Here is a 22,480-nt window from a genome sequence, read left to right on the forward strand (position 1 = left end):
TTATATCCTGTGTGGCGAAATCGAAGGTCAAAACAGGATGAGCGACTTGGAGGGTATGCGAAATATGATCGTCAAACATGCAATAGCGTTGGCCATTTCCGTCGTAGCTTCTCCGCTTCTGGCTCAGCCTACTCCGATAAAGATGAGTATCGCGGCGGATGGCACTGGTCCGAAGATCGATCGCAACATCTTTGGCCAGTTTGCCGAAAATTTGGGGACCGGCATTTATGGCGGCGTCTGGGTCGGTGAGGATTCGTCGATCCCCAATGTTCGGGGCATGCGTAGCGATGTCGTGAGCGCGCTAAAGGCCTTGAAAGTCCCAAGCGTTCGCTGGCCTGGAGGCTGCTTCGCCGACGAGTATCACTGGCGCGATGGCGTAGGGCCACGGGCCAAGCGCGCAGTCACGGTAAACGGCAGTTGGGGCAATGCCCTGGAAAAGAACGACTTCGGCACCGACGAATTTTTCGACTTTCTCAATCAGATCGAATCGGAAGCCTATATTTCCGTCAATATGGGATCAGGCAGTGTCAAGGAAGCGGCCGATTGGATGGCCTATATGACCGCTGATCCGGGTACGACGGCAGGTGCGGAGCGTGCGGCCAACGGGCACCGCGAACCGTACCGCGTCAAGTTTCTGGGTATCGGCAATGAAAGCTGGAGTTGCGGCGGCGCCTATAGCGCGGACTATTATGTCGATGAGATGAAGCGCTACGCTCGCTTCACGCGCAACCTCAATATACAGCAGCAAGGCACGGACAACCCCGCTGGCGGCTCGGTCGCGGGCACAGATCCGATGCAGCGTATAGCCGTTGGCCCAGGATCGATGGATACGGCCTATACCGAAGCCGTCATGAAGGCATGGAAAGGCCATGACTGGAGTTGGAGCATCGAAGGTCTCTCGATGCATAACTACACTTGGATGAGTTGGCCTCCGTCCTTTTCAAGCATCGACTTTGGCGAGCGTGAATATGCCATGCTCATCAAGGATACGCTGAAAATGGAGGATATGATCCGGGTCCATTCGGCTGTCATGGACAAATATGATCCGGCCAAAAAAGTCCCGCTTGTCATCGATGAATGGGGCGTATGGCTTGCCAAGCTGCCCGGTAGCCGGGACGGTTTCCTGCATCAGCAGAACTCGATCCGCGATGCCATCATAGCGTCGATCAACCTCAACATGTTCACGCGCCACGCAGACCGCGTTCGCATGACGGCGATCGCCCAGATGGTGAATGTTCTCCAGGCCATGATCTTGACCGATGGGCCCAAGATGGTGCTGACGCCCACCTATCATCTCTTCAAAATGTATGTGCCCTTCCAGAACGCGACGCGACTGCCGATAGACTTCGATGCCGGGACTTACAGCTTCGGGGATGTGCGTGTTCCGCGCATAGACGCGATTGCAGCGCGGGGCACGGACGGGAAGCTTTGGATCGCGCTGACGAACGTCGATCCCTCCAAGCCTGCCGAGATAGATGCGCAGATAGCGGGTATTCGTGTCGGCGCTGCATCGGGGACAGTGCTGACTGCCGATCGGGTTGATGCGATCAACAGCTTTGACAAGCCTGACACTGTCGTGCCGCGACCGATCTCCGCACGGGTAAATGGGGGACGCCTACAGGTAACGCTGCCGCCAAAGTCGGTCACTGTGTTGTCGGTTACGCCATGATAACGCGGGGATACTGGCTTCTTTGACGCTTGAAACGATGCGCCAGCCCAGGTCGATCAGGACTGCTTCTTCGCTTCTGCAAATGGGTTCCTTATCCATGCAATCAGTTCGCCCATTTCTCGCTATCATGTCTCTGGCGGTGATATTGCCCTGGTCTGCTGCACAGGCCGACAATCCTATCATCCAGACCCGCTTTACCGCGGACCCGGCTCCGTTCGTGCATGATGGCGTGGTGTATCTCTACGCCAGCCATGACGAGGATGATGCCGACGGGTTCAAGATGCTCGACTGGCGGCTATATAGTTCGACCGACATGGTCAACTGGACCGACCGGGGCGTCGTCGCTTCGCTCAAGACATTTCCCTGGGCCGTGCAGAGCAATGATGCCTGGGCGCCGCAGGTGATCGAACGCGATGGCAAATTCTACCTTTATGCGCCGATCAGCGTGGCCGGATCGCCCAAGAATGTGATCGCCGTCGCCGTAGCGGACAGACCGGAAGGTCCGTTCAAGGATGCTATCGGCAAGCCGCTGATCGCGCCTGGCAATGGCTATATCGACCCGACCGTGTGGATCGACAATGACGGGCAGGCCTATCTCTACTGGGGCAATCCCAGCCTGTGGTATGTCAAGCTGAACAAGGACATGGTGTCCTATTCCGGTGAAATTCAGAAGGTTGCCCAGCCAGCCGATTATCAAGAAGGGCCGTGGTTCTATAAACGGGCGGGTCATTATTACATGGCCTATGCATCGACCTGCTGCCCCGAAGGGATCGGCTATGCGATGAGCAAGGGGCCGACCGGGCCGTGGGTCCACAAGGGCAAGCTCATGGACCCCAGCCCGCGCTCGACCGGCAACCACCCCGGCATCGTCGACTATAAGGGCAAATCCTATCTGTTCGGATTTCATTATGAGCTGAATTTCGACATGACGCCGATCCATCATGAGCGGCGGGCGATCAACGTCACCAGCTTCACCTATAATGCCGACGGCACCATCCCCAAACAGCCCTGGTGGGACACGAAGGGCGCAGCGCAGATTGCTCCGGTCGATCCGTACAGTAGAGTGGAGGCGGAGACGATTGCCTGGACGTCACGGATCAAGCGCGACCGGGACCGGCCCTATGATTGGGCACCGGGGGTGCTGACGGAGGCCGGGGATGCAGGCGGGATGATCGTCACGCGCACCACGAACCGCAGCTATATCAAGGTGGCGGGCGTGGATTTTGGCACGGACGGGGCTAGAACGTTCGTGGCCAAGGTCGCCAACGCGCTGCCCGGCGCGCAAATCGAATTGCGGGTGGACGGCCTGACCGGGCCGGTGATCGGCACGCTGGCGGTTGGGACGACCGGCGCGGCGGGGCATTGGCAGGAGCAATCGACCCTGGTAGCCGGCGCGACTGGCGTCCGCGACCTGTTCATCCTGTTCAAGGGCAAGGGCGATGACGAACGCTCGCTGCTCGATTTCGACTATTGGCGTTTCGCACGATGAACGGTCGCATAATGACGAACGAAATGAGGAGAGGGCTGATGTCGCCATATTGGATGGGTACGGTTGCGGCCATATTGGCATTGGCGCCGGTATCGGCACGGGCCGCGCCGCCGCCGACCGGACTGGACGAGTTGGGACAGATGCAGGCGCTTGTTCCGGCGGATGATGCGGCGTTCCACTTTCAAAAGCTGCGCAGCGGGGTTCAGTTTCGGCTGAACGGCGTCACCAAGTCGGTGATCTTCTATTCCCCAACGGTCGTGCGGGTGAACGCCAATCTGGGCGCATCCTATTGGACCCAGCGCAGCCTGGTCGTCATTCGCGAGCCTGAAGCGGTGCCCTTTACCGTACGCGAGACGGCCGACACGCTGGAACTGGTCGGGCAGAAATTGCGCGTGAGCATCGACAAAGGCAGCGGCGCGCTGACCTATCATGATCCGTCGGGACGATTGCTGACGCGCGAAAAGGCAGAGGCACCGCAGTCGATCGAGAAGCGCACTATCTCCGACGCGCCGACCTATGAGGTGGAAAATAGCTTCACGCTGCAACCCGATGAGGGGATTTACGGGTTCGGCTTCACCGCTGATGATGAGGTCAATCGCCGGAACAAGGAATTGCTGCTGGTCCAGACCAATGTCGGCATTATCATCCCGGTGATGGTATCGACACAGCGATACGGCATTTTGTGGGACGCCTATTCCCAGATGCGGTTCAAGGATGATGCACAGGGCGCGCGGTTGTGGGCGGAAAGCGCGCCGGGCGGCGTGGATTATTATTTCATGGCGGGCGATCCGGCGGCCAAAGACACGCTCGATAGCGTCGTGGGCGCCTATCGTTGGCTGACCGGGGACGCGCCGATGGTTCCCAAACAGGCGTTCGGCCTGTTCATGAGCAAGGAGCGTTACCCCACGCAGGACCGCATCGTTGAGGTTGCCAAGACCTTTCGCAAGGAAGGCTTCCCGCTCGATTATATCGTGCAGGACTGGCAATATTGGGGCAGCGACCGCGACGGCACATGGTCAGGCATGATCTGGAACCCCGAACGCTTTCCCGACCCGGCGGGGATGAACCGGACGATCCATGATCTCAACATGAAGCTGATGGTGTCGATCTGGCCATCGGTGGGCAATGACACGGCGCTGGCGCGCGAACTCGACCAATATGGCCTGCGCTTCAAACCGCTGCACTGGATTTCCAAAAAGGCGCGGGTCTATGACGCCTATAGCGCCAAGGGCCGGGAGATTTATTTCAAACATATCAAGTCCGGCCTGCTCGACAAGGGCGTGGACGCGCTGTGGATGGACGGGACGGAGGTCGAGGTGAGTTCCGCCATGTGGAACCCGGTCGACAATGTGCGCGACACCAAGGCGCTGGGCCATAATGCGATGGGCGATTTCACTCGTTACCTGAACCCCTATTCGCTGTTGACGACGCAAGGCACCTATGAGGGGCAGCGCGCTATTAGCGACAAGCGCGTCTTCACGCTGACGCGATCGGCCTGGGCGGGGGCGCAGCGCACGGGCGCGGTGTCATGGTCGGGCGACATCTATGCCAGTTGGCAGACATTCGCGCAGCAGGTGGCAGGCGGCGTCAATGTGACGGTCACGGGCAATCCCTATTGGACGCAGGATACCGGCGGGTTCTTCGTCAGCGACTTTCCCGGTGGCGAGAAGAATCCGGCATGGCGCGAACTGTTTGCGCGCTGGTTCCAATATGCCGCGTTCAACCCGATCATGCGTGTGCATGGGACGAACGTGGAGCGCGAACCCTATATCTTCAAGACGCTGGACCCGCCGGTGTACAAGACGCTGCTCGACACGGTGAACCTGCGCTATCGGTTGTTGCCCTATATCTATAGCCTGAGCGCGCAGGTGACGGCGGATCGCTCCACCTTGATGCGGCCGCTGGCGATGGATTTCCCCGACGATCCGGCGGTGCGTAACATCAACGACAGTTTCATGTTCGGATCATCGTTGCTGGTGCATCCCGTGACGCGGGCGATGTATAATATCCTGCCGTCGCTACCGACGATGGTGCCAGCGCAGCATTTGCGCTCGGCTGATGGCAAACCGGGGCTGGATGTCCAATATTTCGCGGGCGAGAATTTCGAGACGCCGCGTGGCAAGGGCGTGGACGCGAAGATCGACCATACATGGCCCGACCCACCGCTGGCCGAAATGCCGCCGGGCCTCACATCGCTCAGCCATTTTTCCGCCCGGTGGAACGGCACACTGATCGCGCCGGAGGATGGCGAGTATGAGATCGGGCTGAACGGCAATGACGGGATGCGGCTATATCTGGGCGGCAAGGTGGTGATCGACGAATGGAACCGCAGCGCGACGCGCACGCGGACGGTGAAGCAGACGCTGAAGAAGGGCGAGGCGCTTCCCGTGCGGCTGGAGTTTTTCCATCCCGAAGGTGGGCGGGTGTTCCGCTTCATATGGCGGAAGCCGAGCGAACTGCAGCGCGACAAAGCCGCAATTAATGCGCCGCGTGACCTGACGATGCGGACCTATCTGCCAGCAGGGACGGACTGGTATGATTTCTGGATCAACCAACGTCATGGCGGGGGCGAAACGGTGTCGCGCGAAGCGCCGCTCGACATCATGCCACTCTACGTCCGGGCTGGATCAATCGTGCCGATGGGGCCGGTGATGCAATATGCGACGGAAAAGCCGGACGCGCCCTATGATGTGCGCATTTATGCGGGGGCAAGTGGGCATTTCACGCTCTATGAGGACGACAACGAGACTTATGCCTATGAAAAGGGGCAGTCGGCACGCTTTGATCTCGACTGGGATGATGCGAAACGGACGCTGACAATCAGTCAACGGCGCGGGTCTTTCCCTGCGCTGATAAAGCAGCGTCGGCTTAAAATTACCGTCATAGGACATGCCGATCCTTCCGCAGCCACTGCAACCCCAGCCAGACAGACGATTTCTTATGATGGCAACAGTCAGGAGGTGCGCTTCGATGTCCCGTAGCACTGGAGGATGGATATAACGCTTCCGCGCTTTCTATATGGCCGCGTCATTGCGCCGACCGAATTCGTTCTCCAGGTCTGACCGGAAAAATGGTTTCGCGCCGAGGGCATAGAAGTCCCTGCGGATGAGCGGCGAGCGGTTGCGTTTCATGCGACGGAACGGGGCCATGCGCAGCGGGTTATGCTATGGATCGACAGGAGATGACGATGGCTGCACGACCCTATTGGAAAGGCCAGATCCGACTCGCGCTTGTGTCCATCCCTGTCGAAATCTATTCCGCGACCAGAAGTGGCGCGACGATCGCCTTCAACCAGATCCACGAGCCATCGGGCAAGCGGATCAAATATGAAAAGGTCGTGCCCGGCATCGGGCCGATCGATCTCGACGACATCGTTAAAGGCTTTGAATATGCCAAGGGCGAATATGTGCTGTTGGACGAGAAGGACATCGAAGGCGTCAAGCTGGAGAGCAAGAAGACGCTTGAGTTGACCCAGTTTGTCGATGCACACGACATCGACATGATCTATTTCGAAAAGCCCTATTATGTCGTGCCCGCCGACGACCTGGCGGAGGAAGCCTTCATCGTCCTGCGGGAAGCGCTGCGGCGCAGTCGGAAGGTTGGCCTTGGCCAACTGGCGATGCGTGGCCGGGAATATGTCGTCAGCATTAAGGCGTGCGGGCGCGGCATGGTGATGGAGACGTTGCGCTACGCCGATGAAGTCAACAAGGCCGCCAGCTATTTCCGCGAGATTGGCGATGACGAGCCGGACGATGAATTGCTCGAACTCGCCACGACCTTGATCGACAAGAAAACAGGCAAATTCGACGCGAACGATTTTCACGATCGCTATGTCGATGCGTTGAAAGAGCTGATCGAGCATAAGAAGAAGGGGAAGACGCTCAACATCGATAGCGATGATGACGCCAGCGCCGATCCACGCGGCAGCAATGTCGTGGATCTTATGGCGGCGCTCAAGAAATCCATAGGCCCGGCGAGCAAGGCCAAGACGACCGCGAAGAAACCAGCGGGCAAGGCAGCGGCCAAAAGCGGCGCGAAGTCGGCAGGCAAAACATCCGCCAAGAAGCGGGCATGACCCGATTGAGATACCCTCGGAACGAGTCGCCACGTCTGCGGATTGACGGGCAAAGGGACGGATCAAACCGGCATGGCCAAGGCGCAGGATAAATCTCCGAAGGACAGCCTGGCCCTTTATCGGGCGAAGCGCGATTTTGCGCGCACGGCCGAGCCTGCGGGCGCGGCGTTTCCGACGACCGGCAACGGCTTTGTCGTCCAGAAACATGCAGCGTCGCGGCTGCATTATGATTTCCGACTGGAACTGGATGGCGTGCTGGTCAGCTGGGCCGTCACCCGTGGGCCGAGCGCCAATCCCGACGACAAGCGTCTGGCCGTGCGGACCGAAGATCACCCGCTTGATTATGCGCGGTTCGAAGGCCTGATCCCCAAAGGCGAATATGGCGGCGGCACCGTCATGCTGTGGGACAATGGCACATGGGAAGCTGTGGCGGGTAAAGACCCCCGCAAGACGCTGCCCGAAGGGCATCTCCATTTCGTCCTCCACGGCCGCCGGATGCAGGGCGAATGGATCTTGTTCCGGCTTAAGCCACGGGGGAAGGAGCGCGGCGAAAACTGGATATTGCGCAAGGTCAATGACGGCTTCGCCGGTGGGTCGGACGATCTGGTCAGTCACCATCTCACCAGTATCGACAGCGGCCGCACGATGGAGGAAATCGCCGCCGGAAAAACCGTTCCCAAGCGCAAAGTCGCAAAGGCGAAAGCGGCTGTACGCGGAAAAGCGAAGGGCGATGCTCCGCCGCCGTTTCAGCCGGTACAGTTGGCGACGCTGGTCGATCATGTGCCAGCGGGCAATCATTGGCTCCATGAGCTGAAATATGATGGCTATCGCACGCTGTTGGCCATCGGCGGCGACAATGGCCGCGCCTACACCCGATCAGGCCTCGACTGGTCCGATCGCTTTGCCGGGTTAATCGCCGACGCGACAAAATTGGACGCATCCAGCGCTTTGCTCGACGGCGAGGCCGTTGTGATCCTGCCCGATGGCCGCACCAGCTTTCAGGGTTTGCAGGCCGCCCTCAAGGACGATCCAGGTCGGATCGACTATATGGCGTTCGACCTGCTGGCATTGAATGGCGAGGATCTGACCGGGCGGCCGTTGCTTGAACGCAAGGCGATGCTCGCCACGCTGATCGGCGACGGGGTGGGGCATATTCGTTATTCCGACCACATTGTTGGGCGCGGCGAGCAACTGTTCGAGCGTTTTTGCGGCGCGGGACTTGAAGGCGTCATCTCCAAGCAGATGGATGCGCGCTATTCCGGCGCGCGATCGGGCAATTGGGTCAAGACCAAGTGCATCCGGCGACAGGAATTCGTGATTGTAGGCTGGTTGCCCTCAGACAAGCGACGCGGGTTCCGGTCGCTGCTGCTGGGCGTCCATGAAAATGGCGCGCTGCGGTTCGCCGGGAAGGTCGGCACGGGCTTTTCGGCAGATGAGATGGCGCGGCTGCTGGCCTTGATGGCACCGCTGGCCCGGAAGACGCCGACGGTCGAGGCCCCGCGCGCGGCGGTGCGCGAGGCGCGCTGGATCACACCGAAACTGGTCGCCGAGGTCGCCTTTGCCGAATTTACCGACGAAGGCGTGCTGCGCCATTCAAGCTATCTGGGTCTACGTGAGGACAAGAAGCCGGAAGCCGTCGTGCTGGAGGTCGAAGCACCGGTCGAACAGGCGACGCAGCCCGCCGCGACCAGCGGGGTCAAGATCAGCAATCGCGATCGGGTGATCTTCCCGGAAGGCAAGCTCACCAAGGGCGAACTGGCCGACTATTATGAGACGGTGGCGGATATCATGCTGCCCTGGGCAGGTAGTCGGCCGATCAGCCTCGTGCGCTGTCCGCAGGGCCGCGACAAGAAATGCTTCTTCCAGAAGCATGATGCTGGCAGTTTCGGCAACGACGTCAAGCAGGTGGGTATCCTCGAAAAGGACAGCCATGAAGAACCCTATCTCTTCGTCGATGCGCCTGCGGGGCTGCTGACCTGCGTTCAGATGGGGACGATCGAATTTCACGGCTGGGGCGCTAGGATCGAGGATGTCGAGAAGCCCGACCGGCTTGTGTTCGATCTTGATCCCGATGAGGGGTTGGCGTTCAAGGATGTGGTGTCGGCGGCCTTCCACCTGCAGGATATGCTGGCGCAGATGGGCCTCGTGACCTTCCCGATGGTGACGGGTGGCAAGGGGGTGCATGTGATCGCGCCGCTGACCCCCAGCGCGGAATGGCCGCAGGTCAAGGATTTCGCGCATCGGTTTGCCACCGCTTTGTCGCAGGCTGACCCCGACCGGTTCACCGCCGCACTCGCCAAGGCGAAGCGGACGGGCAAGATTTTCATCGACTATTTGCGCAACCAGCGCGGCGCGACGGCCGTCATGCCCTATAGCGCGCGATCGCGGCCGTTCGCACCGATCGCCGTGCCGATCAGCTGGGAGGAACTGCGCACGCTCGATGGCCCAGACCATTGGCATATCGGGGATGCAAGCGAGATGGTGAAACGCGCGGCTTCGAAGGATCTGGCCCATTGGGGCAGAGCTGATCAGATTCTGCCCGACCTATAGATTGGGTCGGGCAGAATTTTCAAAATTCAATCGATGCCGACGCTTTGAAGGTGCGGGGCATGCCCTGCAACAGGTCGGGACGGAAGCTGTCGAACGCGGACGCCCAATAGCGCCGGTTGGCTATGTTATCGACGCCCGCGCGCAGCGTTAGCGGGCTGTCGCCCAGCAGCGAGACATGGCGCAGGCCGAGGTCAAACCGTGTCCAGCTAGGCAGGAACAGCGTGTTATCAAGGTTGGCGGCCTGCTTTCCCGTATGCACCGCCCGGCCCGTAACGGTGAACGCCGGGGCGAACGGCAGATCCCATTCGACATTGGCATTGAGCATATATTCGGGAACGCCGGTCGGTTTATTGCCTTCATTGACCCCACCTTGGGTCCGACGCAGCTCGGCGTCGATCACCGATCCGCCAGCGATCAGGCGCAGGCCGTCTACCGGCTCCGCGTCGATGCTTAATTCTATACCGCGGTGCCGCTGCGTACCGAACGGGCCATAGACAAGAAAGCCCGGCTGCGCCGTGTCGAGCGTATAGATAGCGATGTCGCGATCGATCTGGAATAAGGCTAGGCTGGCGTTCAGCTTGCCAAGCGCAACCTTGCCACCCAATTCATATTGCCTGGATAGAAAGGGGGGAAGCGTCTCACCGCCATTGCTGACGGGCAGGACGCCGGTGCCGGTATTGGCGCTGACCGCTGCAGTGGCGCCGGGCACCAACGCCTCTATCCGGTTGGCGTAGAATGACACGCCGTTGACGGGCTTGAAGACGAGACCGAGGACCGGCGTCACGGCATCTTCATCATAGCGGCCGGTCAAGCCACCGGCAGCGATTGGTCCCGTGGCGTTTGCGGCATAGGATTTGCTGCCGATCATCTGCAGCCGCAGTCCGGCGGTGATCTGCAGCCGGTCGTTCCAGAAACCGATGGTGTCGGACACGAACAGACTGCTCAATTTCTGCCGGTTGATCGGGAACGGATCGTCAATATCGCCGCCTGCGAAGGTGACCACATCGGGACGCGGGACAGCGACCGGATCATAGATATTGGTCGCCACCGGCGAGGCCGCATAGAATAAATAGGCATTGCGGTTGACCAGCCAGTTGATCGATCCGCCGACATTGACCTCATGCGTCCAGAGGCGCGATGCCAGCTTGGCGCGCAGACCTACGGTAGCCGCCTCGTTGTTATCCGTGCGCGGGATATAGGAACCCTGTGCCGTGGCCGCGCCGGTTGCTGCGTCGGTCAGTCTTATGGTCTGGTAGAAGCCGCGCTCCGACCCGTCGCGCGCGCCGAATGATGCATAGAGCAGCGCATTGTCGGCAATGTCATATTCGGCCCTAAATTGCCCGAAGATATCGCGCAGCGTGCTATTCTGCCATGGCTGACCATAATTGGTCGATGACCCCGGCACGGCAGGAATGATATTGCCGACCACCAGCTTGGGCCGCTGGTGCGCCACCCTTACACGCTGGTAGACGATGTCGAGCGCGAGCCGCAGCGGGCCATTGTCATAGTCGATGGCGCCGCCCAACAGGTAGGAGCTGCGAAATTCATCGTCGATTGCCACATCGCCCCGTCGCGCCGTGCCGTTGATCCGCACGCCCCATTCGTCGTTCGCCCCATAGCGACGGCTGACGTCGAACGCACCGCCAATATGCTCTGGCCCGGTATAGTTGACGGTCAGCCGATTGAGATCACGCGCGCCCGCACGCTTGGGCATCAGGTTGACGCTGCCGCCGATGCCGCTGCCGCCCGGCGCGGCACCGTTGATGAAGGCGCTGGAGCCGTTCAGCACCTGAACCGACTGGGCGAGTTCGGGCGCGACCAACTGGCGCGGCGCTATGCCATAAAGGCCACCGAACCCGACATCGTCTCCGCTCAGAGCAAAGCCGCGGATGACGAACAGTTCGCCCGCAATCCCAAAGCCCAGCGTCGTGCGGATCGAGGGATCATTTTCCAAGACCTGGCCGAGTGTCTGCGGCTGCTGGTTAAGGATCAGCGCCTCATTATAGGTCTTGATGCTGAACGGCGTGTCTTGCGCAGCCTTGTCGCCGAATATGCCGACATTACCTCCGCGCAACACAGCCGTCTGGTTCTGCTTCTGCGCGGTAACGATGATGGCACTGTCCTGCGCGAAGGCGGGCACAGCGAAGGTCGCGAGCGATGCGCCGATCATCAGGCGCGAAAATTTGGACGTCACAATGGTATCCCCCAGGATAAAAGATCGAAAGATGGGCTGAATCAGCGTCTATGTTTCCGCATCGCCCAGACGACCGCGAGAGGCGGGACCAGGAGAGCCGCCCAAGACAACCAATCCGCCGCGCCGTCACCGGCCAGCGCAGACACCAGCCCGACCAGACTCAGTAGCGCGATGATCAGCGGCGCCGCGAAAATATGGCGAAGCGACCGGACATGATTTCGGGACTTGCCAGTCATTCCGCTGCCGCCACGAGACCACCGCTCTCGACCTCTCGGACGTGCGCGTCAGCACCCGCACGCCGCTTGCCCAGCCACAGCAGCAAGCCGGTCCACAGGACATAGAGGGTGAAAAGGTCAAGGATCGCCCAGAGGATCTTGAGCGGCAGCGCACCATAGTCGCCAAAATGCAGGGGTTGCGAATAGGATAGCGCAACCATGTACCAGGGCATTTGGCGGATGTCGGTCAGCACGCCGCTTTCGCCATCGACCAGCGCTGGCGTCAGCACATGTTCGGTCAGCTTCGTCGTGCCCTGCAGGAAAACGGCATAATGATGCTTGCTGCTGAACCCACCCCCAGGGAAGGCGATGAATTGCGGGTTATTGCCAGGGCGCGCCGCCCGTACCGCCGCCATGGCTTTGTCGATCGACCCGTATCGCGACGGTGGCAATGGCGGCTGGCCCGCATAGGCTAGGGTCATTTCGGCAAGTTCGCCCATCTGCCACATCTGGCGCAGCGGCGTCGCGGCGGCATTGATCACGCCGGTCAGCCCGACGACGCCCATCCACGCCAGGGCAACGATGCCCAACAGATTATGATAGTCGATCTGCCGCAGCCGCCGACTACGGCTCACGCGCAGGGTGCCGAAGTCCAGCTTGCGCATGAAGGGCGCGTAGAGAACCGTCCCTGACAGCAGCGCGATGAAAAACAGGAAGCCCATGGCACCCAGGAAAAGCATGCCGGGCAGACCCATAAACATGTCGGTATGCAGTTGGAGCAGAAAATGCATCACGCCTTCCTCGCTCTCCCGACCCGTCACTTCCCCGGTCGCGCGATCAAGAACGTGAATGGTCATGTCCGCACCACTGCTGTCCGGCTGCGGGGCCGTGGTGATGGTCATCAGTGGCGTGTCATTGTCGAACGCCATGAATACCGGAACTTGGCCCGGTGCATTTGCCAAAACCGTCCCCAGCAAAGCATCAAGCGATTTCAAGCCGGGCGCATCGCTGGATGAAGGCGGTCCCGCTACCGCCATGCTGTCGGGTTCGCCTGACAGCGCGTCGATTTCATCGTGAAAGATCAGCGGCAGTCCGGTGACGCAAAGCATCAGCAGGAACAGCGTGCAGATGAGGCTGGTCCATTTATGAACGAGATACCACACGCGGATTGTGCCGCGGGTCATTATAGAGCGCCCCTTGCTTAGTAATGCGAATTATTCGCGATAAATCGGCGCGTGCGAATATTCAAGGGGGTTTGACCAAACTGCTGACGATATCCCTCTTTTGGTCATCCCCGTACCGGTGAACGGCCCTAGGGAAGAGACGGCGAAGCCGCTCGCTTTACGCGCGACGTTGCCAGCCAGCCTGGCTTAGGAAGCGCGCATCATGGCTCGATCCCGGCACGTTCGCGAGTGAGGCGCTTCGCAAGCAATTCACGCGATCGGGCAGCATAGCGGCGGCAGGCCCCAGGCGTATCATTATATCGACCTTGGCCTGCATTATCCGGATGTGCCGAGATCAGTATGTCACATGGCAATCTGTCCATCCGCTCGTAGCTCGCCGCAAAACCCCTGATGATCGCAGCGCTTGAGGGCGCTATGTAGCGATAGCCATCGGCTGACACCGGATTGAGGCTGGCGGCGAAGACGATCGCCTTGCAGACCTTGCCTTCACAGGCTTTCCAGTTCCAACTCATGCTGCCCATCGTATGACCGGATGTTGCGTGTGCGGTGATCGCCGTGCGCCCAAGCCTCAGCACTTCGCGGTCCTTGACGGCGCGCAGGCGCGTCACACGCGGCCAGCGGCCGCCATAACCCAGTTGTGGATCATCTTTCATATGCGCCCCTAACCGCAAGCCTTCAGCCCCGCGCGCGCTTGCAACGATGGTTGCACCGGTGTCGCGGGCGAGCGCGGCAAGTCCGCCGCTATGATCAAAATGCGGTTCCGTACTCAGAATAAATTTGATGTCTTTAGGGTCGAAGCCAAGCGCGAGGACATTATTCATTATCGCCGGTGCCGCTTGCGGAAGTGCGCCATCGATCAATATCAGCCCTGCACCTGTGTCGATCAATGCGATACTCAGTCCCCCAAAGCCGACGAGATAGGTGTTCCCGAAGATTTTTTCCGGCGGCACTGGCGCAAGCCATTCCTTGGCCCGCTCTGTGGCCATCGGGCGGGTCAATGGATCGATCTGGCCTCGTGCGGGGACGCTGGCCTTGGCAGCGACCAAAGACGGTGCCCCGTGCCCGATGGTTGGTTGCGGACCTGAAACCAGGGCGGCGATTGTCAGTATTGCGATCATATCCTGTCTCCCATTCACCGCTGGGATGCCCGCCGACGTCGCACGTTACAAAGCATGATTTCTCGACAAAGCCATGAGAATAATCGATGGCAAGGCCATGGATCGCGCCCAACTTCCGCTCAACGCCCTGCGCGCTTTCGAGGCGGCAGCGCGTCATCTCAATTTCACCCGCGCAGCGATAGAATTGTGCGTCAGTCAGGGCGCGGTCAGCCATCAGGTCGCGCAGCTCGAACGTCGCCTTGGCACGCGCCTCTTCCTCAGGCTGCCGCGCGGCCTCGCGCTCACCGACGAGGGGCATGCGCTTGTGCCCGTACTTGCCGAAGCCTTTGATCGTGTCGGCGCGACGCTCGACCAATATGCTGATGGCCGGTTCCGAGAGGCGCTCAAGGTCGGGGTCGTCGGCACGTTCGCCACCGGTTGGCTGATTGCGCGCCTGGACGCCTTTGCCCGTTTGCATCCTTCGATTGATCTGCGCATCTCGACCAACAACAATCGTGTCGATCTGGCGGGCGAAGCGCTCGATTTCGCGATCCGCTTTGGCGACGGTGCGTGGCATGGTACGCATGCCGAGCCATTGCTGGCTGCACCCATGGCACCCGTCTGTGCGCCGGTCATTGCCGCGCGGTTGAAGGCCCCCATCGACCTTTTCCATGAACAAATGTTGCGGTCGTACCGACCCGATGAATGGGCGCTGTGGTTCGAGGCTGCAGCCGTACCTGTCCCGATGCTGCGCGGTCCCGTTTTCGATAGTTCAGCGCTGATGGCCTCGGCCGCTGCCGCTGGACATGGTGTCGCGCTGGTGCCGCTCGCGATGTTCACCCGCGAACTGGCCTCGGAACAACTGATGCAGCCTTTTGCAATCACGGTCGACGTCGGCCGTTACTGGCTCACTCGTCTGATCTCACGCCCGGAAAGTGATGCGATGCGCCGCTTTCGCCATTGGCTTATGGATGAGATAGCAGCGCCATCACCCATGGATCAGCGATAAAAAACTACTGGAGTGGCGAGTTAGTTTTAGTGCGGCACGGTTGGAGTGGAAGAGCGTTTTCGGTTATGCCGTTGGAGGCAGGTTCGCGGTCGCAACCTGCCCCCCCCATCAGCCATCAACGATCCGCTTTGTCCGCAGCCTGACGGGCCGCCAATTGGCGAGCAGCCGTTGCCGTCGCGTCAGCGGCAGTCACTATGTCGTCCCTGTCATTATCCTGCTCAGCGAAGGCACGGGTGCCGGAGGCGTCATATTCGGCCTGGGTCATCTTTGCGTCCTTATCCTTGTCCAGTACAGCGAAGCGGACATAGGTTTGGCGAATCTGACGTTGCCGTTCCTCTGTCTTTTTTTCCTCGCTGCGGTCCGATCTGGCGAGTTGCTGTTCCAGCCGGGCGCGATATTCCGCGACATATTCGGCCTCCGACACCCAGCCATCGCTGTTGGTGTCGGTCGCCTGGAAGCGGACCAGTCGCCCGGCGTCGAATTCGGCGCGGGTCACCTGCCCGTCCTTCTCGGCATCATAGTCGCGGATGAAGGCGGAACCTTCATGTGGGGCGGCTGCGGCATTCCCGGCGATGGCGAGCAAGGCAGCAGCGAGAGAAATTTGGATTTTCATACTATCTCCGATGAAGGAAGAACGGGGCGATCAGGCCGCGTCGAAGGTCAGCGTATAGGTGTAGCTGCGATAGGGTGTTTCGGACCCTGCCGGGGCTGCGCCGCGATGGCGTACAAGGATGAGATAGGTGCCCGCATCCGGCGGCGTCAGGGCGAAGCGCCCATCGGTTCCGCTTTTGATCTGCGCGACGACCTTGCGCCCGTCATAAAGACCAGCGCTGCGGAACAGGCTGATGTCGGCCTGAGGAAGCGGCTTCCCCTCGAACAGCAAGGCAAAGCTGGCGCCGGATCCGGCAACGATGGCGTTGGGGTGGGTGATCGCCTGGATTTCCAGCGCCCGCCCCGATGGCTTGAGCGTCGTGTCGGTCGGTTGGCCGCGCGTCACATAGGCTTCGGCGAGGGTCATGCTCTGCACATCGACCTGCTCGACATTAGCGGGCGGCGTCCCGCCTTCACCGCGCATCGCCCATTTGTCGCCTTGCCGGAACATCTTGCCCTTGCGCCCGGCACGCTGGCCGCTGGTCACCCGATAGGTGCCGTCGGCGGGAATCGCCGCTTCAAAGACAGTCAGGTCGCGCAAATGGGTGACGGGGCCGGTCGGCACGTCCCGGCCATCGGGCGCGACCAGATGGAAGGGTGCGTCGCGCATGGCGACTTCGGGCAGGAAGGCGTCCTCGGCAAAGGCCGCCTGGACAGTGACATGGTCGCCCTTGGCCCCCAGGTCGAATGTGGTCGGCAACATATAGGGCATATGGGCCTGCGCCATGGTGGTGCAGAACAATGTCAGGCCCAGCGCAGCGGAATGGAATCGCGATATCTTCATAAATCCCCTTTCTAGCCTCAGCACTATATCTAATGCGACTCACTTGCAATATCATTCATTGCTGCTAGGTGCTGGCTGGACCGGGCGGGTCAACGCCCGCCTACTGCCGAAGGGGGCCGCATATGATGTTGAAGACCAAAATGAAGCTGGCATTGGGGACCGCGCTGATCGTCACGCCGATCCAGGCATGGGCGCAGGACACCGCCGCCGATGCGCCGCAAACGACGCGCATGACGCTCGATCGGATGGTGATATCCGCGGGCACGGAAAAGGTCGCGATCGACACGCCGCAGGCGGTCAGCACGCTCGATCAGGACGATATCGACCAGATCCAGGCAACGACGATTGGTGACTTGCTGGAGGCCATGCCGGGCGTCAATGTCCAGGGCGGCGTCGGCCAGCTGGGTCAGGGGTTCAACATTCGCGGCCTCGGCACGGCGATCGGCGACAGCGACAATCGCATCCTGCTGACCGTCGATGGCGTGACCAAATTCTACGAACAATATCGCATGGGGGCGCTGTTCAGCGAACCGGAACTCTACAAGCGGGTGGAAGTGCTGCGCGGCCCAGCCTCTTCAACCCTCTATGGCGCGGGCGCGTTGGCGGGCGTCATCAATTTCACGACCAAGGATGCGTCCGACTTTCTGGCCGATGGCGATCCGCTGGCGGTGCGGCTGAAGGCTGCGACCGAAACCAACGCGCAGGCGCATACCCTGTCGGGGATCGTCGCGGTGCAGCCGGTCGAGGGGGTCGAACTGCTGGGCAGCTATAATTACCGGCGCAGCGACGATTATAAGAGCGGCAATGGTGAAACGGTAGCGGCTTCCGCCACCTTGTCGGATAGTTGGCTGGTCAAGGGCCGGGTAGCAATCGGCGGCAACAAGAAACATGCGATCTGGGCCAGCTACCAGGACTGGGTGAGCGATGCGCCGCAGGTCTATGATCAGATATCCGCAGCGACAGGCGCGGCGCTGATGCGCCGCCGCGTTCACGACAAGACGGCGGTGCTCGGCTATGTAAACGACTTCGACGGCAGCAAGATTTTCAATATCGAAGCGCAGATCGCCTATTCCCTATCGAAGGTGCATCAGACCGAAACCACTTTCCTTGGCCCCCTCGCCTATTCCGATTTTTCCTATGAAAGCTGGCAGGCCAAGGTCCAGAACAGCAGCGAGTTCGCCATGGGCGGCGACTGGACGACCTTCCTGATTCTAGGCGGTCAGTGGAGTACCCAGGAACGGCGCAACCCGCGCGTTGCGTTCGACGGCACGGTCACGCCGGGCGCGGGCACCCATCCCGAAGGCAGTATGGACCGCTATGGCCTGTTCGGGCAGTTGGAGATCGTCTGGTCCGACAAGCTGACCATCATGCCGGGTGTCCGGGTCGATTGGAACGACTTGAAACCCGGTGACACGGTGGTTGGCGGCACGACACTGACCGAGCGGGTCAAGGATAGCGGCATTTCGCCCAAGCTGGCGGCGCTCTATAACATCACCCCCTGGATCGGCCTGTTCGGATCGGTGGCGCGCACCGTGCGAATGCCCAATGTCGACGAAGTGTTTACGCGTGCTGCGACCCCCGCGCCCCTGGGGCGTCCCAACAATTCCGGTCTTCGCCGGGAGAAATCGGATAATATCGAGGCGGGCTTCACCCTGTCCTTCGATGACATGATAGGCTCGAATGACCGGTTTCGGGCCAAGACGACCCTGTTTCGCAATGACGTCAAGGATCTGATCATCCAGGGGGCGGCCACGTCGGGAACGCCCTATTTCCAGAATATCGGCCGGTCACGCTTCAAGGGTATCGAGGTGGAGGCGGAATATGGCCTCGGCGGTTTCTTCGCCCGCGCCAACGCGTCCTTCGTCGATGGCAAGGACCGGCTAACGGATAATTATCTCAACACGATTCCGGCCAACGACTATCGGTTGACGCTGGGCTATGTCGATACCGCCACCGGCCTGTCCGGCGGCTGGTCCGGCGAATTTGCCGAACGGCAGGACAGGGTGACGACGGGCAATTTCTCATCGGCCGGGTCCGGCCTGCCGACGCCGGGCTATAGCGTCCATAATCTCTTCTTCGCGTTCAGGCCGCAGAGCGGCGCGGCGAAAGGTTTCGAGTTCCGCATCGCGATGGATAATGTCTTCGACAAACACTATCGCCGCCATCTCTCCGCGCTTGCAGCAGAGGGGCAGAGCTTCAAGTTCACCGTGGCCAATATGTTCTAACGCCATGGCACGGGCAACGCCTTCCTTTCGCATCGGCGGGCCAGCGGCGGCATCGCTGCTGGTCAACGGGCTGCTGATTGCGGCTCTGCTTAACCTTGGCATGGGGCATGGCGCGCGGCGCAGAGACTCACCGGTGCTGACGGTCGTGTCGCTGGCGGTGTTGAAGGGAACGGAGCAGGGGAAAGACGAAGCGGAGGCGTCGGCTCCCCCTACCCAGCCTGCTGCGGCTGACCCACCACCTGTCGCGCCCCCGTCGCCAGCGCTTGCGCCCGTCATTCCCGTCTCGATCGCGCCGCCGATCAGCGCAATTGCTTCCAGTCTGCCGCCTACGCCATCGATCCAACACACGGTATTGGTCGCCACCCCATCTACAGCACCGTCGCCCCCGGCCCAGCCCGTTTCGGGTTCGGTATCGCCAACGACATCGGCCGCCCGTAGCGGGGTCGCCGATGGCCTGGACGTCAAGGCACCGCCTGGCACCAGCCGGACCTATGCCGCCAAGATACGATCCTGGCTCTATGCCCATAAAATCTACCCCCGCCGCGCGCGGATGCGGCGGCAGGAGGGATTGGTACAGGTTCGTTTCATCCTCGATCGCACCGGTATGTTAGTGGAAGGCGCGATCATTCGAGGATCGGGCAACGCCGTGCTGGACGAAGAGGCCGAGGCGATGATGCGGCGTGCATCCCCCTATCCCCCCGCGCCCAGCGATTTGCGCGGCGAGCGGATCGAATTCACCGCGCCGATCGAATTCGTCCTGCCGGTCTGAACCGGGGAAGGCCGGCAGCGGTAGGATGGTGGAAGCCCTGACGGGGCGCTCGGCGGTGCTGGCGGCTCGGTGCGTAGTGATGGGTCAATGACAAGACCGGGGTGGCGCTTGTCTCCGCGAGCCTTCGCCGTGGCGCGGCTCAATGTGACGATTTCGTTTCATCAATCCAGTTCGAGCTTCATCTGATTGTCATCTCCTAGCCTCTGGCAAGTCACATCCTTGGGGCATCGGCGTCCTCATTCAAAAAAGGGGTTCGCCAACATGACACGCCGTATGCAGTTTTTCGTCGCCCTACTTTCCAGCAGCACCGCCTTCCCAGTTGCGGCCCAGACCATGGCGCCCGAAGTCGAGGCAGCAGGCGGCGAGCAGATCATCGTCACCGCGCAGAAGATCGAACAGCGGGCGATGGACGTGCCCATCACCATATCGGCCGTCAGCGGCAAGCGGATGGCGGAAATCGGCGTTTCCGACTTGGACGAATTGTCCAACTATATCCCCGGCCTCAACATCCAGGAACAGAGCGCCAACAATCCGGGTATCGTCATTCGCGGCATCACGTCGGACAGCGGATCGGCCCAGCAAGCGCCGCGCGTCACCCTTTATTATAACGGCGTCGACATTTCCCGCTCGCGTGGCTCCTATCAGGACATCTACGATATGGAGCGGATCGAGGTCATCAAAGGACCGCAGGCGACCTTGTTCGGAACCGCGTCGGCGGTGGGCGCGATCAGCATGATCTCCGCCCGGCCCAAGCCCGGTTTCGCCGCCGAACTGACCGCCGGATACGGTAATTATGACGCCAAGTTGCTGAGCGGCTTCGTCAATGGCGGGTCGGACAAAGTCTCCGGCCGCATCGCCTTCGCCTGGAAGAAGCGCGACGGCTATGTGAAGAATCTGTCGGCGACGCAGGACGATCTCTATGCCCGCGACCAGTTGGGTGTGCGCGGCTCGCTGCGCCTTACGCCCACCGACAATTTCACCGCCGATCTCATCCTGACCTATGACCGTCAGCGCAATTCCGGTACGCCCTTCATCTCGCGCGCACTGCCGACCTCGCAGGGGCCGGGCAACCCCTTTGGCGCGGCCAATCTGAGCGGTTCGCCGCTATCGTCTTCCGCTCTGCGTGGTGACAAGCTGGGCCTGCGCCGCGACGTTTATGACGCGAACCTGACCTTCAGCTGGGACATCGCCGACGACTGGACGCTGACGATGGTCCACGGCTATCGCGATTTCGACAGCAATGAGATTTTCGATGCGGACGGTTCGGCCGCCTGGTATCTGGAATTTGGCGAGGAGGCGAAGGGCTGGCAGGCGAGCCATGAAACCCGCTTTTCGTATGCTGGCGACCATTTCCGTGGCGCGTTCGGCTGGAATATGTTCCGTGAGAAAAGCAATCAGCGCGTGCCTTTCTCGACGGAAGAAGGCACCTATATCCAGTGCGCGACACGCCTGATCCCCGGCCTCGCCTGTGTAGCGGCCGACGGCACTGTCACGGCATCGCAGGCGACGGCGATCCTCACGCAAGGCGCGGCGACAGTCATTCCCTACAACTCGGTCTTTGAAAATCAGGGCAAGAATGACAGCTATTCGATGTTCGCGGATGGCACCTGGCTCGCCAGCCCGTCGCTGGAACTGACGGCAGGCATCCGCGCGCTCATTGAAAAGCGCCGGTCGGGCTTCGTGACGACTGTACCCAACTCCGTGCTGAGCGGCGCGCCGCTGATTCCGGGTCAGGTCAACACCAATGGCCGCGTCCTGCGTGCCGAAGACAGTTTCGCCGCCTTCCTGCCACGCTTCAATATCCTCTATCGTTTCTCACCCAATCTGAACGGCTTTGCCACTGTGTCGAAGGGCCGCCGGTCACCGACCGTCAGCCTGGACGCGGCCGCTGGCGGCGTTGCCCGCATCAATCGGATCGCGGGGGAAAATGTGTGGAACTATGAAGTCGGGCTGAAGGCCAATAGTGGCATCATTTCCGGTTCGCTGGGTGTCTATTATCAGAAATATGATAATTTCCAGGTCAGTGTGACCGGCACCGACGGCGTCAATCGGACAGTCAGCGCCGGGACGGCCAGCAATCTGGGCGTTGAAGCGGAGGTCGCGATCCAGCCCACCAGCTGGCTGAACATCTTCGCCAATGGCGGCTATATCGATGGCGGCATCGACAATAAGGAAGCCAATGGCCGCTTTGCGGGCGACCAGTTCCGTCTCCAGCCCAAATTCCAGTCGGCGGCGGGCTTCACCATTGACGCGCCGCTGGGCAATGGCATGCGCGTCTTCGCAACGCCCAGCCTCACCTATCGCAGCAAAATCTATTTCGAAGTGCCGAACACCGAAGCCATCAGCCAGAAGGCTGTCATGCTGGCGAACCTGCGCGCAGGCATCGGCTTTGCGGATGATCGCTACGAGATTTCAGGTTTCATCCGCAACCTCACGAACAAGGACTATCTGCTCGATGCCGGCAATACCGGCGGCGGCTTCAGCATCCCGACCTACATCCCCGCAGAACCGCGCTTCTACGGCGTGCAGCTCACCGGCCGCTTCTGAACGGCGAGAGGAAGGAACAATC

At 60.7% G+C, this 22,480-nt stretch carries 14 protein-coding genes; 9 read left to right on the plus strand and 5 right to left on the minus strand.

Annotation, left to right across the window (positions count from 1 at the left end; all coding sequences use genetic code 11):
• Positions 1-55 precede the first annotated feature (55 nt).
• From OVY48_RS04945 to ligD, 5 genes are all read left to right on the plus strand, one after another.
• Positions 56-1,669 carry an alpha-L-arabinofuranosidase C-terminal domain-containing protein gene (locus OVY48_RS04945; RefSeq protein WP_037480521.1) on the plus strand — a complete coding sequence of 538 codons (1,614 nt, stop codon included), beginning with the start codon at positions 56-58 and terminating at the stop codon, positions 1,667-1,669.
• 97 nt (positions 1,670-1,766) lie between these two features.
• Positions 1,767-3,158 carry a glycoside hydrolase family 43 protein gene (locus tag OVY48_RS04950; protein ID WP_313921966.1) on the plus strand — a complete coding sequence of 464 codons (1,392 nt, stop codon included), beginning with the start codon at positions 1,767-1,769 and terminating at the stop codon, positions 3,156-3,158.
• Positions 3,159-3,196: 38 nt separating this feature from the next.
• On the plus strand, positions 3,197-6,139 hold the full coding sequence (locus OVY48_RS04955; RefSeq protein ID WP_052027607.1) for a TIM-barrel domain-containing protein: 2,943 nt from the start codon (positions 3,197-3,199) through the stop codon (positions 6,137-6,139).
• Positions 6,140-6,345: 206 nt separating this feature from the next.
• Complete coding sequence (locus tag OVY48_RS04960) at positions 6,346-7,233, plus strand: Ku protein (protein ID WP_037478141.1); 888 nt, start codon at positions 6,346-6,348, stop codon at positions 7,231-7,233.
• 72 nt (positions 7,234-7,305) lie between these two features.
• Entirely contained in the window at positions 7,306-9,783 is a 2,478-nt protein-coding gene (gene ligD, locus OVY48_RS04965) for a DNA ligase D (protein ID WP_313921967.1), read from the plus strand.
• A 19-nt stretch (positions 9,784-9,802) separates the two neighbouring features.
• On the opposite strand, the gene OVY48_RS04970 is transcribed toward ligD, so the two are convergent.
• The 3 genes from OVY48_RS04970 to bla all read right to left on the minus strand — a co-directional run bounded on the left by OVY48_RS04970 (position 9,803) and on the right by bla (position 14,494).
• Positions 9,803-11,977 (minus strand): TonB-dependent siderophore receptor, encoded by a 2,175-nt coding sequence (locus tag OVY48_RS04970; RefSeq protein ID WP_313921968.1) that lies wholly within the window; start codon positions 11,975-11,977, stop codon positions 9,803-9,805.
• Between the two features lie 232 nt (positions 11,978-12,209).
• Positions 12,210-13,376 carry a PepSY-associated TM helix domain-containing protein gene (locus tag OVY48_RS04975; protein ID WP_313921969.1) on the minus strand — a complete coding sequence of 389 codons (1,167 nt, stop codon included), beginning with the start codon at positions 13,374-13,376 and terminating at the stop codon, positions 12,210-12,212.
• Positions 13,377-13,576: 200 nt separating this feature from the next.
• Complete coding sequence (gene bla, locus OVY48_RS04980; RefSeq protein ID WP_313921970.1) at positions 13,577-14,494, minus strand: subclass B3 metallo-beta-lactamase; 918 nt, start codon at positions 14,492-14,494, stop codon at positions 13,577-13,579.
• A gap of 97 nt (positions 14,495-14,591) precedes the next feature.
• Between bla and OVY48_RS04985 the strand changes: the two genes are divergently transcribed.
• Positions 14,592-15,482 carry a LysR family transcriptional regulator gene (locus tag OVY48_RS04985; RefSeq protein WP_037478139.1) on the plus strand — a complete coding sequence of 297 codons (891 nt, stop codon included), beginning with the start codon at positions 14,592-14,594 and terminating at the stop codon, positions 15,480-15,482.
• 115 nt (positions 15,483-15,597) lie between these two features.
• Here OVY48_RS04985 and OVY48_RS04990 read toward each other — a convergent pair whose 3' ends face one another.
• Together OVY48_RS04990 and OVY48_RS04995 are read right to left on the minus strand one after the other, a co-directional pair.
• Positions 15,598-16,095, minus strand: coding sequence for a hypothetical protein (locus OVY48_RS04990; protein ID WP_313921971.1), 498 nt, complete (start codon positions 16,093-16,095; stop codon positions 15,598-15,600).
• Positions 16,096-16,125: 30 nt separating this feature from the next.
• Entirely contained in the window at positions 16,126-16,917 is a 792-nt protein-coding gene (locus tag OVY48_RS04995) for a DUF4198 domain-containing protein (protein ID WP_037474733.1), read from the minus strand.
• Between the two features lie 122 nt (positions 16,918-17,039).
• Between OVY48_RS04995 and OVY48_RS05000 the strand changes: the two genes are divergently transcribed.
• The 3 genes from OVY48_RS05000 (at position 17,040) to OVY48_RS05010 (ending at position 22,458) form a co-directional block, all read left to right on the plus strand.
• Positions 17,040-19,142: a TonB-dependent receptor domain-containing protein gene (locus tag OVY48_RS05000; protein ID WP_313921972.1), complete on the plus strand. Its 2,103-nt coding sequence runs from the start codon at positions 17,040-17,042 to the stop codon at positions 19,140-19,142.
• A gap of 4 nt (positions 19,143-19,146) precedes the next feature.
• Positions 19,147-19,911 (plus strand): energy transducer TonB, encoded by a 765-nt coding sequence (locus OVY48_RS05005; protein WP_069063844.1) that lies wholly within the window; start codon positions 19,147-19,149, stop codon positions 19,909-19,911.
• Between the two features lie 273 nt (positions 19,912-20,184).
• Positions 20,185-22,458: a TonB-dependent receptor gene (locus OVY48_RS05010; protein WP_313922061.1), complete on the plus strand. Its 2,274-nt coding sequence runs from the start codon at positions 20,185-20,187 to the stop codon at positions 22,456-22,458.
• Positions 22,459-22,480 lie beyond the last annotated feature (22 nt).

Origin of the sequence: Sphingobium sp. SA2 (genome assembly GCF_032227065.1) — a bacterium.
Lineage (GTDB): Bacteria > Pseudomonadota > Alphaproteobacteria > Sphingomonadales > Sphingomonadaceae > Sphingobium.